The organism is Streptomyces cyaneofuscatus (genome assembly GCF_000718135.1).
Taxonomy (GTDB): Bacteria; Actinomycetota; Actinomycetes; order Streptomycetales; family Streptomycetaceae; genus Streptomyces; species Streptomyces cyaneofuscatus.
Genome location: NZ_JOEM01000025.1, coordinates 17,018 through 33,047 on the forward strand (window position 1 = coordinate 17,018; position 16,030 = coordinate 33,047).

Below are 16,030 nucleotides of genomic sequence, written 5' to 3' on the forward strand. Positions count from 1 at the left end.
GCCGTTCACCTACGACCAGCGGTGCTGGGCCGCTTCGAGTCCGGTCAGCACTCGATGATGTTCACCGCGAGCCCGCCCCGGGCCGTCTCCTTGTACTTGACGCTCATGTCGGCGCCCGTCTCCTTCATGGTCTTGATGACCTTGTCCAGGGAGACCTTGTGGCTGCCGTCTCCGCGCAGCGCCATCTTCGCCGCCGTCACCGCCTTCACCGCCGCCATGCCGTTGCGCTCGATGCACGGGATCTGGACCAGGCCGCCGACCGGGTCGCAGGTCAGGCCCAGGTTGTGCTCCATGCCGATCTCGGCGGCGTTCTCCACCTGCTCGGGGGAGCCGCCCAGGACCTCGGCCAGGGCGCCGGCCGCCATCGAGCAGGCCGAGCCGACCTCGCCCTGGCAGCCGACCTCGGCGCCGGAGATGGAGGCGTTCTCCTTGAAGAGCAGGCCGATCGCGCCGGCGGCGAGGAGGAAGCGGACGACGCTGTCCTCCTTCTCCGTCTCGGTGCAGCCGTGGGCCGCGAAGTTCATGTAGTAGTGCAGGACGGCCGGGATGATGCCCGCCGCGCCGTTCGTGGGGGCGGTGACCACGCGGCCGCCCGCCGCGTTCTCCTCGTTGACCGCCATCGCGTAGAGGGTGATCCACTCCATCGCGTGGGCCTGCGGGTCGCCCTCGGCGCGCAACTGGCGGGCGGAGTTCGCGGCGCGGCGGCGGACCTTGAGGCCGCCGGGGAGGATGCCCTCGCGGGACATGCCACGCGAGACGCAGGCCTGCATGACCCGCCAGATGTCCAGCAGCCCGGAGCGGATCTCGGCCTCGGTGCGCCAGGCCAGCTCGTTCTCCAGCATCATCTGGGAGATGGAGAGGCCGGTCTCGCGGGCCAGGCGCAGCAGCTCGTCGCCGGTGCGGAAGGGGTGTCGCAGGGCCGTGTCGTCCGGGACGATCGGGTTCTCGCCCGCCACCGCGTCCTCGTCCACCACGAAGCCGCCACCGACCGAGTAGTACGTCTTCTCCAGGACCGGGGCGCCCTCGGTGTCGTACGCGAAGATCGTCATCCCGTTGGCGTGGTACGGGAGCGCCTTGCGGCGGTGCAGGATCAGGTCGTCGTCGAAGGCGAACGCGATCTCGTGCATGCCGAGCAGGTTGATCCTGCCGGTGGAGCGGATCTCGTCGACCCGGGCGTCGGCCGTCTCCACGTTCACGGTCTGCGGGGACTCGCCCTCCAGGCCGAGCAGGACCGCCTTCGGGGTGCCGTGGCCGTGGCCGGTCGCGCCGAGGGAGCCGTACAGCTCGGCCCGTATCGATGTCGTGTGCGCGAGCAGGCCCTCGTTCTTCAGGCGGCGCGCGAACATCCGGGCGGCCCGCATCGGGCCCACCGTGTGGGAGCTGGACGGGCCGATGCCGACCGAGAAGAGGTCGAAGACCGAGATGGCCACGGGAGGACTCCTTGGGGGGTTGGAAGACGCCGTTGTCTGCCTGGGCGGTGCGGGGACAAGCGGGGCAAGCAGGGTGAAAACTTCGAGCGAGGGGCAAGGAACGGGGCACCGCGCTCACTCTCCTCAGTGTGCGCGGTGCCCCGTCCGGATGCGCGGAACCGCAGGCCAGGGTGCTACTTCAGGCCGGGGTACAGCGGGAACTTCTCGGCCAGCGCCACCACGCGGGCCTTGAGGTCGTCCGCGTCGTACGACGGCTTGAGGGCGGACGCGATGATCTCCGCGACCTCCGTGAAGTCCTCGGTGCCGAAGCCGCGGGTGGCCAGCGCCGGGGTGCCGATCCGCAGGCCCGAGGTGACCATCGGGGGGCGCGGGTCGTTCGGAATGGCGTTGCGGTTGACCGTGATGCCCAGCTCGTGGAGCCGGTCCTCGGCCTGCTGGCCGTCCAGCTCGGAGTTGCGCAGGTCGACCAGGACCAGGTGCACGTCGGTGCCGCCGGAGAGGACGGAGACGCCCACCTCGGTGACGTCCGGCTGCACCAGGCGCTCGGCGAGGATGCGGGCGCCGTCCAGGGTGCGCTGCTGGCGCTCCTTGAACTCCTCGCCCGCCGCGATCTTGAACGAGACCGCCTTGGCCGCGATCACGTGCTCCAGCGGGCCGCCCTGCTGGCCCGGGAAGACCGCCGAGTTGATCTTCTTGGCGAGCTCCTGGGTGGAGAGGATCACGCCACCGCGCGGACCGCCGAGCGTCTTGTGCGTGGTGGTGGTGACGACGTGGGCGTGCGGCACCGGGTTGGGGTGGAGACCGGCCGCGACCAGGCCCGCGAAGTGCGCCATGTCGACCATCAGGTACGCGCCGACCTCGTCCGCGATCCGGCGGAAGGCGGCGAAGTCCAGCTGGCGCGGGTAGGCGGACCAGCCCGCGACGATCAGCTTCGGCTGGGACTCCTTGGCGAGGCGCTCGACCTCCTCCATGTCCACGACACCGCTCTCGTCGACGTGGTACGGGACCACGTTGTAGAGCTTGCCGGAGAAGTTGATCTTCATGCCGTGGGTCAGGTGACCGCCGTGGGCCAGGTTCAGGCCCATGATCGTGTCGCCCGGCTTCAGCAGCGCGAACATCGCGGCGGCGTTCGCCTGCGCACCGGAGTGCGGCTGGACGTTCGCGGCCTCGGCACCGAACAGGGCCTTGATCCGGTCGATCGCGATCTGCTCGACCACGTCGACGTGCTCACAACCGCCGTAGTAGCGGCGGCCGGGGTAGCCCTCGGCGTACTTGTTGGTGAGGACGGAGCCCTGGGCCTCCATGACGGCGACCGGAGCGAAGTTCTCCGAGGCGATCATCTCGAGGGTGGACTGCTGACGGTGGAGCTCGGCGTCGACGGCGGCGGCGACGTCCGGGTCCAGGTCGTGGAGGGAGGAGTTCAGAAGCGACATCAGGGGGTCCCTTAAGGTCTCAGGTCTCAGTTGCCGGAGAACGCGGTGTACTCGTCGGCGGAGAGCAGGTCGGCCGGCTCCTCCGTGACGCGCACCTTGAACAGCCAGCCGCCCTCGAAGGGAGCGGAGTTCACCAGCGAGGGGTCGTCCACGACGTCCTGGTTGGCCGCCGTCACCTCACCGGTCACCGGCGAATACAGATCGCTGACGGACTTGGTCGACTCCAGCTCACCGCAGGTCTCGCCCGCGGTCACCGTGTCACCGACCTCCGGAAGCTGGGCGTAGACGACGTCACCGAGCGCGTTGGCCGCGTACTCCGTGATGCCGATCGTGGCCACGCCGTCCTCGACGGCCGACAGCCACTCGTGCTCCTTGCTGTACCGCAGCTGCTGGGGGTTGCTCATGACCTGAATTCTCCTGTACGCGGGGGAGTGCTGATGAACGGTGGTCTTACGGTGTGAGACGGAGGTACGTCACTTCCGTGACGCCCGAGTGGAGCGAGAGGCCCGGGTTCTTCCGGGATATCACTTCTGGCGCTTGTAGAACGGCAGCGCGACGACCTCGTACGGCTCGTGCGTGCCCCGGATGTCCACGCCCACGCCCTCGGTGCCCGGCGCGGCGAAGGCCGCGTCCACGTACGCCATGGCGATCGGCTTGCCCAGGGTGGGGGAGGGGGCGCCGGAGGTGACCTCGCCGATCACCTTGCCGTCCGCGACCACCGAGAAACCGGCACGCGGGACTCGGCGGCCCTCGGCGATCAGGCCGACCAGCTTGCGCGGCGGGGCGCTCTCGGCGCGCTCGGCGGCGGCCTGGAGCGCCTCGCGGCCCACGAAGTCGCCCTCCTTCTCGAACTTCACGACCCGGCCCAGGCCCGCGTCGAACGGGGTCAGGGCCGTCGTCAGCTCGTGCCCGTACAGCGGCATGCCCGCCTCCAGGCGCAGCGTGTCCCGGCAGGAGAGGCCGCAGGGGATCAGCCCGTGGGACTCACCGGCCTCCGTCAGCGCGCGCCACAGGGCCTCCGCGTGCTCGGGCGCGACGAAGAGCTCAAAGCCGTCCTCACCGGTGTAGCCGGTACGGGCGATGAGCGCCGGGACCCCGGCGACCGTGCCCGGCAGGCCCGCGTAGTACTTCAGCCCGTCCAGGTCGGCGTCGGTGACGGCCTTCATGATGGCCGGCGACTCCGGGCCCTGGACCGCGAGCAGCGCGTACGCGTCCCGGTCGTCGCGCACCTCGGCGTCGAAGCCGCCGACCCGCTCGGTCAGCGCGTCCAGCACGATCTGGGCGTTGCCCGCGTTGGCGACGACCATGTACTCGCTCTCGCCCAGGCGGTAGACGATCAGGTCGTCCACGATCCCGCCGTCCTCCTGGACGATCATCGTGTAGCGGGCCCGGCCGTTGCCGACGGTGGCGATGTTGCCCACCAGCGCGTAGCTCAGGAAGGCCGCGGCCTCGGGTCCGGTGACGGTGATCTCGCCCATGTGCGACAGGTCGAAGAGACCGGCCCGGGTGCGTACGGCGTTGTGCTCGTCGCGCTCACTGGCGTACCGCAGGGGCATGTCCCAGCCCGCGAAGTCGGTCATGGTGGCGCCGAGCGAGCGGTGCAGCGCGTCGAGGGCGGTGAGACGGGGGGCAGTGCTCATGGATACGGCTCCAGGGCATGACGACGTCAGGACGAATCCTCCCCATCTGTCATCGGAACCTGAGAGGTTCGCCGATAGCCCCTGACGGGGTATGCCCCCGGAGAGGGGCGCCCCTGTTCACAGGGCTCGGCTTGCACCTTGGGTGGAGCCGCAGGGCGGCTCGCTTTTCAGATCTGCCTCATCCACGCGGTACGGGGCCTGAGAGATTCAAGGGAGGATCTTGCTCCTTCGGCGCCCGGCTCACACTGTGGCCGGAACTCTCCCGCGCGGATTCGAACGGCCGGTATGCAGTTGGCGGGGTCATCATCGCACGCCTTGCGGCAGAGTGGGGCGGCCGGTCGGCAACGCTTGTGCGAACAGCGAGGACGGTTGTGGAGCCTTGCCATTTCTTTACACTTCAAGGGCAGGCTCGGGTGGCCCGACAGCAGGGGGATGGGCGATGGCGTTGCAGCGGTCGGTACCGACCGCGGGGATCGCGCACAGCGCGATGCCCGCACAGCCCGGCGCACCCGGCCGCGAGCTGCTGAAACCCCGTGCGCCGGTTGTACGCGATCTGCGCGGGCGCACCGACCACGGTCCGTACAGCCTCGACTTCACCCCCGGTGACATCGTGGTCGTCTCCGGGCTGCCCGGCGGGGGCAAGTCCACCCTGATCCGGCAGGCCGTGAGCGGCCCCGCCATCGACTCCCAGAACACCCGCGACCGCTGGGCCGCCGCCCTGCCCCGGTTACTGCCGTACGCCCTCTACCGCCCCCTGGTCCGCGCCGCCCACTACCTCGGGCTCTGGGCCGTCCTGCGCTCCGGCGCCTCCGTGGTCGTCCACGACTGCGGTACGCAGACCTGGGTACGCCGCTGGCTCGCCCTGCACGCCGCCCGCCGGGGCCGCACCCTGCACCTGCTCCTGCTCGACGTGGACCCCGTGACGGCCCGCCAGGGGCAGCGGGAACGCGGCCGGGGCGTCTCCGGGTACGCCTTCGCCCGCCACCGGCACGCGGTGGCCCGGCTGATCCGCGACACCGAGCAGGGCACGCTGCCCCCCGGCTGCGCCTCGGCGGTGCTGCTGGACCGGGAGGCCGCGAGCGCGCTCAGCCGGATCTCGTTCGGCGACGGGGAGGCCCCGGCCGCCTGCGCCGGTTAGGGTTCTGGCCGAGCGACGACAGCCCAGCGGCGACAGCCCGGCGACGACAGCTGAGAGAGGCACAGAGGCAGTGGACATTCCGGCACCGGTCCAGGCGCACCCCCAGCACGCGTGGCCCGCCAACGAGCTCGAAGAGGTGCTGACCGCCTCCCTCGGCGTCGCCGACGCGGGCGGCCGCCTGGTCGAGGTGCTCGGCCGCAGCTCGGTCTGGGTCCCGCTGCCGGCCGGGGGCTCGCCCGCCAGCGCCGATCTCGACCTGCCGATGATGGACATCGACGGCGCCGCGTACGTCCCCGTCTTCAGCTCCGAGGGCCAGTTCCTCAGCTGCGTCGGCAGCCACATGTCCTTCGCCGTGGCCCCCGCCCGCGACTTCGCCCGGGGTCTGCCCCCGCAGGTCGGCATCGCGGTGAACCCGGGCGGCGCGGTCGGCATCCCGCTGCCGCCGCCCGCCGTCGCCGAGCTCTGCCGGGCCGGGCGCACCGCCCTGGACGGGCCCGCCAGCGGCGGGCGGGTCAAGCTCTACGAACCGGACTGGCAGCACGACCCGGTCGACTTCCTCACCGCCGTCTCCGCCGAGTTCGAGGCCACCGGAGTGGTCTCCACCGCCCGCCGGGCGCTCGCCAGCATCGAGGGCGGCGACCCCGTCCTCTTCGTCGGCGTCGAGTTCGCCACCTGGGACGGCGCGGGCCAGAGCGCCCCCATGGACGCCCTGGGACGGGCGCTCGGCCGGATCGAGGTGCCCTGGCCGGTGAACCTGGTCCTGCTGGACGTGGCCCAGGACCTGGTGGGCGACTGGATGCGGGAGAAGGTGCGCCCGTTCTACCGGCGCGAGAGCCACTGAACGTACGGCGCGAAAGCCACAGAACGTACGGCGCGAAAGCCACAGAACGTACGGCGCGAAAGCCACAGAACGTACGGCGCGAAAGCCACAGAACGTACGGCGCGAGAGCCACAGAACGTACGGCGCGAGAGCCACCGACCCCCCAGGGACCGGGCTCCGCCCGACCGTGGCGTCAAGTCGGTGTCAGAAGTGGCGCATAAGCTGGTTTGATGGCGAGGCCGCTCCCGTGTGCCCGGGAGCGTCGACGGAACGATGAGGGGCGGGACCCAGGGTGAGTGCGTCAGGCACTGCGGCGGCCGGTCAGGTCGAGCACATGCTGCGCCAGGTCAGCCCCGGGCGTTACGACGCCTACGAGGCGCTGCTCGCGGCCCTCGCCGACAGCCAGGTCTGGATGCTGCTCTGGCACGGCACGGCCGGCTCACCGGACGCGCAGTACGGCTCCATGGAGGTCGACGGCCTCGGATACGCCCCATGCGTCACCTCCGCCCAGGAGCTCTCCGCCAGCGGCTGGAGCCGGGCCCACGAACTGGTCTCCGGCCGGGACATCGCCCGCACCCTCTTCCCCGACCGCTGGGGCATCTGGCTCAACCCGCACGCCCCCGGCGGCGGCGTCGGCATCCCCTGGCTGGACCTGCGCCGGATCTCCACCGGCCTGGACCGGCTGCCCGCGGGCCCGCTCCGGCTGACCGAACCCGCCGTGGAGCTCCCGCAGTTCTACGCCCAGCTCACCCAGAACGCCCACCGCACCCCGGCCGTCCGCTCGCTACGCCGCGCCTGGGTGCACCCCGCCGTCGGCGTCCCGTACCTCGCGATCGGGCTCGACCTGTACGACACCGGGCGGGCCTCCGTCGACGCGGTGCGCGCGATGATGCGGCAGTCGATCGGCGCGGTCCCCGACGGGCTGCCCGTCTCCACCGTCGCCATGTCCGACGAGTACGACCCGGTCGCGATGTGGCTGCGCGCCAACGCCCGCCCGTTCTACGACCGCGAGGCGCACGCCCCCGCAGGACCCCCGCCGGCCGCCGCCCCCGGTTACGGATATCCGCCCCAGCAGCACCGCTGAGCTCCCAGCAGCACCGCTGAGCTGCGGGTCCATCCGGCGCCGCCGATCCGCGTCACGGGACCGTCCTCACCGAACACCCCCAGATGTCCGGCTTGTTAACCGGGCCCGGAGGGATGTCCCGGAACTGGACGGTTTGTTAACTGTCCGGGTCTCGACTAGGTCTCACCGCTATCCGGACTGTTCTCTTGCGGTGCACCCCGTCTGTAGTGTGCGGCCATCAAACCTCACCACATGGCGAACCAGGGGTGGACCCATGCGCATATTCAAGTCCCGGGCTGTCCGGGCGATCACGACAGCGGTCGCTGTCGGTCTGATCGCCACGGGCTGTTCCAGCGAGCGGGACGAGGGCGGCTCCAAGGGGGGCGACAAGGACACCTTCGTCTTCGCCGGATCCGGTGACCCCGGCTCCCTCGACCCGGCCCTCGCGAGCGACGGCGAGACGTTCCGCGTCACCCGTCAGGCCTTCGAGGCGCTGCTGGAGCACGAGCCCGGCGGCAGCAAGCTGGTCGGCGGCCTCGCCGAGAAGTGGGAGAGCGACGCGGCCGGCAAGGTCTGGACGTTCAACCTGCGCCAGGGCGTGAAGTTCCACGACGGCGAGGCGTTCAACGCCGCCGCGGTCTGCGCGAACTACGACTACTGGTTCAACTGGAAGGGCACGTACCAGTCCAGCGCGGTCTCCTACTACTGGCAGACCATCATGGGCGGGTTCGCGAAGAACGAGGACCCCGAGACGCCCAAGCCGAACTACAAGTCCTGCACCGCCAAGGACGAGAACACGGCCGTCATCGAGGTGAACGAGCCCTCGGCGAACCTGCCGGGCGGATTCTCCCTCCAGGCGCTCGCGATCCACTCGCCGAAGGCGCTCAAGGAGTACGCGAAGCAGAACGCGACCGCCAAGGGCGACGCGATCACGTACCCCAAGTACAGCCAGGAGGCCGGCACGGTCGCCGGCACCGGCCCGTACAAGATCGTGAAGTGGAACAAGGGGAACAAGGAAGTCTCCCTGGAGCGCTTCGACGACTACTGGGGCGACAAGGCCAAGGTGAAGAACCTGGTCTTCCGCACCATCTCCACCGAGGAGACCCGCCGCCAGGCGCTCCAGGCGGGTGACATCGACGGCTACGACCTGGTCGCCCCCGCCGATGTGACGACGCTGGAGAAGCAGGGCTACGAGGTCCCGACCCGTGACGTCTTCAACATCTTCTACATGGGCATGAGCCAGTCGGCCAACCCTGCGCTGAAGAAGCTGGAGGTCCGGCAGGCGATCACGCACGCCATCGACCGCGAGAACCTCGTCAACACCCAGCTGCCCGAGGGCGGCAAGGCCGCGACCCAGTTCGTGCCCGACACGGTCGCCGGCTTCTCCGACAAGGTGAAGACGTACCCGTTCGACACCGCCAAGGCGAAGGACCTCCTCAAGCAGGCCGGCGAGGAGAAGCTCTCCATCGACTTCTGCTACCCGACCGAGGTCACCCGCCCGTACATGCCTGCCCCGCAGGACATGTTCGAGCTGATGAAGGCCGACCTGGAGAAGGCCGGCATCACCGTCAAGCCGAAGGCCATGAAGTGGGCCCCGGACTACCTGGACGCCACCGAGGCGGGCTCCTGCGCCCTGCACCTGCTCGGCTGGACCGGTGACTTCAACGACGGCTTCAACTTCATCGGCACCTGGTTCGCCGGGCCCGACAAGCAGTGGGGCTTCAAGGACAAGAAGGTCTTCGACGCCGTGAACGCGGCCTCCAAGGTCACCGACCCGGCCGGCCGCACCGAGGCGTACAAGAAGGCCAACGAGGCGATCATGGAGTACGTCCCGGGCGTGCCGATCTCGTCGTCGCCGCCGGCCATCGCGTTCGCCAAGAACGTCAACCCGCCGAAGGTCTCCCCGCTGACGCAGGAGAACTTCGCCGAGGTCTCCTTCAAGTAATCGCACACCAGCGGGTCCGCCCGGCCACAGCAGTCAGGTGGCCGGGCGGACCCGCATCGACGCACGTGAGAAAGGGGCATGCGGGGTGCTGCGACTCGTCGTAAGAAGACTTCTCCAGCTCATTCCCACCCTGCTCGGCCTGTCGGTCCTGCTGTTCCTCTGGCTGAACCGACTGCCCGGCGGACCCGCCTCAGCGATCCTGGGCGAGCGGGCCACCGAAGCCGAAGTGGCGAGAATCAACCGTGCACTCGGGCTCGACGAGCCGGTGCACGTCCAGTACTGGCGCTTCCTGAAGCGCATCTTCGAGCTCGACCTCGGAACCTCCACCCAGACCGGACAGCCGGTGTGGGACGAATTCGCCCTGCGCTTCCCGGCCACCGTGGAACTCAGCGTCGCCGCCATCCTGATCGCCGTGGTCGTGGGCATCCCGATGGGCTACCTCGCGGCCAAGCACCGCGGCGGCTGGCTGGACGTCGCGTCCGTCTCCGGATCGCTGCTCGGCATCTGCATCCCGGTCTTCTTCCTGGCCATGCTGCTGCGCGGGATCTTCTCCGTCCAGCTGGGCTGGTTCCCCAGCCAGGGCCGGCTCACCACCGGGCTCAACGCCACCGACGTCACCGGATTCTCGGTCCTGGACGGGTTGCTGACCGGTGAGTTCGACGCGAGCTGGGACGCGATCATGCACCTGATCCTGCCCGCCGTCGCGCTGGCCTCGATCCCGCTCGCCGTCATCGTCCGGATGACCCGCGCCAGCGTCCTGGAGGTGCTCGGCGAGGACTACATCCGTACCGCCGAGTCCAAGGGCCTGGACAAGCGCGTCGTCCGCGGCCGCCATGTGCTGCGCAACGCGCTGCTGCCGGTGATCACCGCCGTCGGCCTGCTGACCGGCAGCCTGCTCTCCGGTGCGGTGCTCACCGAGTCCGTCTTCGACTTCGGCGGCATCGGCTCGTTCATCCGTACCGCGATCGACGGCCGCGACTACCCGGTCCTCGTCGGGTTCATTCTCTTCATCGCGATGGTGTACGTGCTCATCAACCTCCTGGTCGACCTCGCGTACAGCATCATCGACCCGAGAGTGCGGGTGCACTGACGTGACGCTTCTGACCAACAAAGCAGACAAGATCGACCGTCTCGCCGAGCTGACCCAGAGCTCCGAGTCCGTCGCCGGCACCAGCCTGTGGCGCGAGGCGTTCCGCCGGATGCGCTCCAGCAAGATGGCGATCATCGGAGCGGCGATCATCGCCGCCTTCGTCCTCGTCGCCATCGTCGGCCCGATGCTCGCGCCGCACGGCCCCACCGCGCAGAACTGGCGCAGCGAGGTCTTCCCCAACCAGGGCAAGTTCGTCGGCATGCGCGGCGAGAACTGGTTCGGCCTGGACCACCTGGGCCGCGACATGTTCTCCCGCTGGCTCGTCGGGGCCCGGCAGACCCTCCTCGTCGGTGTGGTCTCCATGCTCATCGGCCTGATCATCGGTGCGGCGGTCGGCATCCTCTCCGGCGCCGCCGCCACCCTGGGCGGGAAGATCGGCCAGCGCATCGACACCGTCGTCATGCGGTTCACCGACATCATGCTGTCGCTGCCGTCCCTGCTGCTGGCGGTCTCCATCGCCGCCGTGCTCGGACAGTCGCTGACCACCGTGATGATCGCCGTCGGTGTCGTCCAGATCCCCATCTTCGCCCGCCTGCTGCGGGGTTCGATGCTGGTCCAGGGCGGCGCGGACTACGTGCTCGCCGCGAAGGCGGTCGGCATCCGGCGCAAGCGGATCGTGCTGACCCAGATCCTGCCGAACTCGCTGAGCCCGGTGATCGTCCAGGCGACGCTGAGCCTCGCCACCGCGATCATCGAGGCGGCGGCCCTGTCCTACCTGGGGCTCGGCAACCCCGATCCGGCCGTTCCCGAGTGGGGCGTGATGCTCTCGCAGGCACAGCGCTTCTTCGACAACGAGCCGATGATGGCCGCCTACCCGGCCATCGGGATCATCATCACGGCGCTCGGCTTCACCCTGCTCGGCGAGTCCATGCGCGAAGCCCTCGACCCGAAGCTGCGAGGCTGACGTCCTATGGCACTGCTCTCAGTTGAAGAACTCAGCGTCACCTTCACCGCGCGCGGACGCAAGGACGCCACGGCCGTGGACGGCGTCTCCTTCGACGTCGACCAGGGCCAGGTCGTCGGCCTGGTGGGCGAGTCGGGGTGCGGCAAGTCCGTCACCTCGCTCGCCCTGATGGGGCTGCTGCCGCGCAAGGGTGTACGGATCGGCGGACGGGCGGAGTTCGACGGCCAGAACCTGCTGGGCATCAGCGAGCGCAAGCTCCGCGACATGCGCGGCAGCCAGCTGGCGATGATCTTCCAGGACCCGCTCTCCTCGCTGAACCCGGTCGTCCCCATCGGCATCCAGGTCACCGAGATCCTCCAGCGCCACCGCGGCCTCAAGGGCGAGAAGGCCCGCAAGGAAGCGGCGTCGCTTCTGGACCGGGTCGGCATCCCCGACCCGGACCGGCGGCTCAAGGAGTACCCGCACCAGCTCTCCGGCGGTATGCGCCAGCGTGCGCTGATCGCCATGGCGGTGGCCTGCGCTCCCCGCCTGCTGATCGCCGACGAGCCGACCACGGCGCTCGACGTGACCATCCAGGCGCAGATCCTGGAGCTGCTCAAGGAGCTGGTCGACCAGGAGGGCACCGCCCTGCTGATGATCACCCACGACCTCGGTGTGGTGGCCGGACTCTGCGACGAGGTCAACGTGCTCTACGCGGGCCGGGCGGTGGAATCGGCGGGCCGCCGCGAGCTGTTCGCCCACCCCACCCACCCGTACGCGCACGGGCTGCTCGGCTCCATCCCGCGCCTGGACGCCCCGCGCGGTGAGCCGCTCAACCCGATCCGCGGCTCCATCAACGACAAGATCGCCTGGGCCGACGGCTGCGCCTTCGCACCCCGTTGCGACCACTACACGATGGAGTGCCTCACCGGCACCCCCGAACTGACCGAACCACGCGCCGCCGGACACCAGGTCCGCTGCGTCAACCCGGTCCTGCCCAAGGCGGAGGTCCCGGCATGAGTCTGCTCGAACTGGACGGCGTCAAAGTCCACTTCCCGGTCAAGAAGGGCCTCTTCTTCGACCGTACGGTGGGCCATGTCTACGCCGTCGACGGTGTCTCGCTCAGCGTGGAGGCCGGCCAGACGTACGGCCTGGTCGGCGAGTCGGGCTGCGGCAAGACGACGCTCGGCCGCGCGGTGCTGCGGCTGAACGACATCACCGACGGGGCGGTCGTCTTCGACGGCACCGACCTCGCGAAGCTGCCCTCGGAGGAGATGCGGTCCTTCCGCCGCCGCCTTCAGATGGTCTTCCAGGACCCGCTGGGCAGCCTCAACCCCCGGCAGAACATCGAGTCGATCCTGTCCGAGGGCATGGCCGCCCACAACATCGGCAAGGACCAGGCCGAGCGCCGGGAGAAGATCAAGGAGATCCTCGCCAAGGTCGGCCTGCCGTCCAACGCGATGTCCCGCTACCCGCACGAGTTCTCCGGCGGCCAGCGCCAGCGCATCGGCATCGCCCGCGCGCTGGTCCTGGAGCCCGACGTGATCATCTGCGACGAGCCGGTCTCCGCGCTGGACGTCTCGGTCCAGGCGCAGGTCATCAACCTGCTGGAGGAGCTTCAGGAGTCCCTCGGCCTGACCTACCTGGTCATCGCCCACGACCTCGCCGTCGTCCGGCACATCTCGGACGTCATCGGGGTCATGTACCTGGGCGGCCTGGTCGAGGAGGCGCCGAGCGACGCGCTGTACGCGGGGCCCCGGCACCCGTACACCAAGGCGCTGATGTCGGCCGTCCCGGTGCCGGACCCCGAGGTCGAGGACCGCCGCGAGCGCATCCTGCTCCACGGCGACCTGCCCTCCCCGGCCAACCCGCCGGCCGGCTGCCGCTTCCACACCCGCTGCCCGTGGGTCCAGGAGACCAAGTGCGCGACCGAGCGCCCGCCGCTGCTCGACACCGGTGACGGGCACAAGGTGGCCTGCCACTTCACGGCCGAGATCGAGGCCGGGACGGTGAAGCAGACGCTGGCGACGGGGATCGAGGCGGTGGTCGCCACGGAGGCGGTCGCGGCCGAGGCGGTGGAGGTCTCGGAGGGGGACGCGGAGGTCCCTGATGCTCCCGCGAAGACGGAGGAGCCGGCGACCGTACCGGCTCAGGCCGACGCGGGCGAGGCCGAACGGGCGGAGGAGAGCCCCAAGGCCTGAGACCGGCACAATTGCCCGGTGCTCACCGAACTGTTCACGCCCTCCGTCCAGCATGCGCTCGACCTCGTCGGGATCTTCGTCTTCGCGATCTCGGGCGCCCTGCTCGCCGTACGCAAGAACTTCGATGTCTTCGGCATCGCGGTCCTCGCCGAGGTGACAGCGCTGGGCGGAGGGCTGTTCCGTGACGTGATGATCGGCGCGATCCCGCCCGCCGCCTTCACCGATCTCGGCTACTTCATCACCCCGCTCTTCGCCGCCGGCCTGGTCTTCTTCCTCCACCCGCACGTGGAGCGCATCCAGGTCGGCGTCAACGTCTTCGACGCGGCGGGGCTCGGCCTGTTCTGCGTGACCGGCACGGTCAAGGCGTACGAGTACGGCCTCGGGCTCACGGCATCCGCGGCGCTCGGGCTGGCCACCGCGGTCGGCGGCGGTGTGCTGCGGGACGTACTGGCCAACGAGGTGCCCTCGCTGCTGCGCTGGGACCGCGACCTGTACGCGGTGCCCGCGATCGTCGGCGCGACCATGGTCGTGCTGTGCATCCGCTTCGACACCCTCAACGCCTTCACCAGCGGTACGGCGGTCATCGCCGCGTTCACCCTCCGCCTGCTGGCGCTGCGCTTCCACTGGCGGGCGCCCCGCGCGTACAACCGGTCCTCCGCGCGGGCGGAGGAGGCCTAGATCCGGGATTGGGCGTCTCGAAAAGCTACCGCTCAGTAACGCAGTCCATGTACCGTGCATGCCATGGCACAGGCAGCGACAGAGGCGGCGGCACAGACCGCTCCGGCAACCATCGGCGACAGCGAGTTCGACCGCGACACCGCGGTCACCCTGCGCGAGGAGGGCGTCTACGACGCCGAGCTCTCCGCGGGCTGGACCATCATCCACGCCGTCAACGGCGGCTACCTGCTGGCCCTCCTCGGCCGCGCGCTGGGCGAGGCCCTGCCGCACTCCGACCCGTTCTCGGTCTCCGCGCACTACCTCACCGCCTCCGTCCCCGGCCCCGCGGTGATCCGGACCCAGACCGTCCGCACCGGCCGCACCCTCTCCACCGGACAGGCCTCCCTCTTCCAGTACGCGGAGGACGGCAGCGAGATCGAGCGCATCCGGGTCCTCGCCACCTACGGCGACCTGGACGCCCTCCCCGACGACGTACGCACCACCGCCCTGCCGCCCGCCATGCCCGACCGGGACCACTGCCTCGGCCCGAGCGACGGCGCGCCCAGGATCCCCGGCAGCTCCGCCATCACCGACCGCCTCGACATCAAGCTCGACCCGGCGACGGTCGGCTGGGCGGTCGGCGCCCCGTCCGGCAAGGGCGAGATGCGCGGCTGGTTCGGCCTCGCGGACGGCCGCGACCCCGACGCGCTCTCGCTGCTGCTCACCGTGGACGCCCTGCCGCCGACCTCGTTCGAGCTGGGCCTCACCGGCTGGACCCCCACGGTCGAGCTCACCACCCACATCCGCTGCCGCCCCGCCCCGGGCCCGCTGCGCGTCTCCATCACCACCCGCAACCTCGCGGGCGGCTTCCTGGAGGAGGACGCCGAGGTCTGGGACAGCGCCGACCGCCTCGTCGCCCAGTCCCGCCAGCTGGCGAAGGCCCCGCGCGCCACGTAGGGCGTACGCGTACGACGTCTCCCGCGCCCGCCCCGGCTCAGTCCCGGGCGGGCGCCTCGTCGAGTTCTCCGTCCCGGGCGGGCGCCTCGTCGAGCCAGTGGGCGCGGCCGATGGAGACCAGCCGCAGCCGCCGCCGGGCCTGCCGGACCACGGCCCGCTCGTTCTCGGGGCCCGCGTCCAGCAGCGCCGACGCGGTCATCACCATGTGGTCCACGTAGAACCCGCCCAGCATCAGCAGGTCCTCCTCGCTCCACCCGGCCGACCCCGGCTCCTGGCCGAGCGCGCACGCCACCTCCTCCGCGAACCGGAACAACTGCGCCGCGATGGCCTCGCGCACCGGGCCCACCCCGCCGTGCTGCTCGCGCGCGATGAACCGGAAGTGCGCGGGCTGCGCGCCGACATGCCGCGCTATCACCTCCACGCTGCGGTCCACCCGCTCCTGGCTGTCGCCCGTCTCCGCGAGCACCGCGGCGATCAGCCCGTGCAGGCTGCCCAGGGTCTCCTCCACCAGGGCCACCCCGAGCGCCGCGGTGTCCGCGAAGTGCCGGTAGAAGGCGGTGGGGGTGACCCCGGCGGCCCGCGTCACCTCCCGCAGCCCCAGGCTGCTCAGGCTCTGGTGCTCCAGCAGCAGGAGTGCGGCGTCGAGCAGGGCCTGGCGGGTCTTCAGTTTCTGGTTCTGACGGATTCCGGCGGTGTGACTCATGCCATTCAGT

General features: G+C 70.3%; 15 protein-coding genes and 1 riboswitch. Of the genes, 10 read left to right on the top strand and 5 right to left on the bottom strand.

Features of this window, described 5'->3' with window-relative positions; genetic code table 11:
* Positions 1–44 precede the first annotated feature (44 nt).
* The 4 genes from IF17_RS0131260 to gcvT all read right to left on the bottom strand — a co-directional run bounded on the left by IF17_RS0131260 (position 45) and on the right by gcvT (position 4,503).
* Complete coding sequence (locus IF17_RS0131260) at positions 45–1,430, bottom strand: L-serine ammonia-lyase (RefSeq protein ID WP_030573248.1); 1,386 nt, start codon at positions 1,428–1,430, stop codon at positions 45–47.
* A gap of 173 nt (positions 1,431–1,603) precedes the next feature.
* Positions 1,604–2,863, bottom strand: coding sequence for a serine hydroxymethyltransferase (gene glyA / locus IF17_RS0131265; RefSeq protein ID WP_030573251.1), 1,260 nt, complete (start codon positions 2,861–2,863; stop codon positions 1,604–1,606).
* Between the two features lie 26 nt (positions 2,864–2,889).
* Complete coding sequence (gene gcvH, locus IF17_RS0131270) at positions 2,890–3,267, bottom strand: glycine cleavage system protein GcvH (RefSeq protein WP_018509777.1); 378 nt, start codon at positions 3,265–3,267, stop codon at positions 2,890–2,892.
* A 120-nt stretch (positions 3,268–3,387) separates the two neighbouring features.
* Positions 3,388–4,503 (bottom strand): glycine cleavage system aminomethyltransferase GcvT, encoded by a 1,116-nt coding sequence (gcvT, locus tag IF17_RS0131275; protein WP_030573254.1) that lies wholly within the window; start codon positions 4,501–4,503, stop codon positions 3,388–3,390.
* Positions 4,504–4,680: 177 nt separating this feature from the next.
* Positions 4,681–4,778: riboswitch (glycine riboswitch) on the bottom strand.
* Positions 4,779–4,942: 164 nt separating this feature from the next.
* Between gcvT and IF17_RS0131280 the strand changes: the two genes are divergently transcribed.
* From IF17_RS0131280 to IF17_RS0131325, 10 genes are all read left to right on the top strand, one after another.
* Positions 4,943–5,641, top strand: a complete 699-nt coding sequence (locus tag IF17_RS0131280) for a P-loop nucleotide/nucleoside kinase family protein (protein WP_030573257.1) — start codon at positions 4,943–4,945, stop codon at positions 5,639–5,641.
* Positions 5,642–5,711: 70 nt separating this feature from the next.
* Positions 5,712–6,482, top strand: coding sequence for an enhanced serine sensitivity protein SseB (locus IF17_RS0131285; RefSeq protein WP_018509774.1), 771 nt, complete (start codon positions 5,712–5,714; stop codon positions 6,480–6,482).
* Between the two features lie 313 nt (positions 6,483–6,795).
* The gene (locus tag IF17_RS0131290) at positions 6,796–7,545 is read left to right on the top strand and encodes an enhanced serine sensitivity protein SseB C-terminal domain-containing protein (RefSeq protein WP_051884176.1); all 750 of its coding nucleotides are present in this window, start codon (positions 6,796–6,798) and stop codon (positions 7,543–7,545) included.
* A 253-nt stretch (positions 7,546–7,798) separates the two neighbouring features.
* The gene (locus IF17_RS0131295) at positions 7,799–9,469 is read left to right on the top strand and encodes an ABC transporter substrate-binding protein (protein WP_030573263.1); all 1,671 of its coding nucleotides are present in this window, start codon (positions 7,799–7,801) and stop codon (positions 9,467–9,469) included.
* A gap of 85 nt (positions 9,470–9,554) precedes the next feature.
* Complete coding sequence (locus IF17_RS0131300) at positions 9,555–10,559, top strand: ABC transporter permease (RefSeq protein WP_030573266.1); 1,005 nt, start codon at positions 9,555–9,557, stop codon at positions 10,557–10,559.
* 1 nt (position 10,560) lies between these two features.
* Entirely contained in the window at positions 10,561–11,523 is a 963-nt protein-coding gene (locus tag IF17_RS0131305; RefSeq protein WP_030573269.1) for an ABC transporter permease, read from the top strand.
* 6 nt (positions 11,524–11,529) lie between these two features.
* Positions 11,530–12,522, top strand: a complete 993-nt coding sequence (locus IF17_RS0131310; RefSeq protein WP_018509769.1) for an ABC transporter ATP-binding protein — start codon at positions 11,530–11,532, stop codon at positions 12,520–12,522.
* Positions 12,519–13,703 carry an ABC transporter ATP-binding protein gene (locus IF17_RS0131315; RefSeq protein WP_030573272.1) on the top strand — a complete coding sequence of 395 codons (1,185 nt, stop codon included), beginning with the start codon at positions 12,519–12,521 and terminating at the stop codon, positions 13,701–13,703. The genes IF17_RS0131310 and IF17_RS0131315 overlap by 4 nt, the downstream gene beginning before the upstream one ends.
* An 18-nt stretch (positions 13,704–13,721) precedes the next feature.
* The gene (locus IF17_RS0131320; protein ID WP_030573275.1) at positions 13,722–14,381 is read left to right on the top strand and encodes a trimeric intracellular cation channel family protein; all 660 of its coding nucleotides are present in this window, start codon (positions 13,722–13,724) and stop codon (positions 14,379–14,381) included.
* Positions 14,382–14,444: 63 nt separating this feature from the next.
* The gene (locus IF17_RS0131325; RefSeq protein WP_030573278.1) at positions 14,445–15,317 is read left to right on the top strand and encodes a thioesterase family protein; all 873 of its coding nucleotides are present in this window, start codon (positions 14,445–14,447) and stop codon (positions 15,315–15,317) included.
* 37 nt (positions 15,318–15,354) lie between these two features.
* On the opposite strand, the gene IF17_RS0131330 is transcribed toward IF17_RS0131325, so the two are convergent.
* Entirely contained in the window at positions 15,355–16,020 is a 666-nt protein-coding gene (locus IF17_RS0131330) for a TetR family transcriptional regulator (RefSeq protein ID WP_030573282.1), read from the bottom strand.
* Between the last annotated feature and the right edge of the window lie 10 nt (positions 16,021–16,030).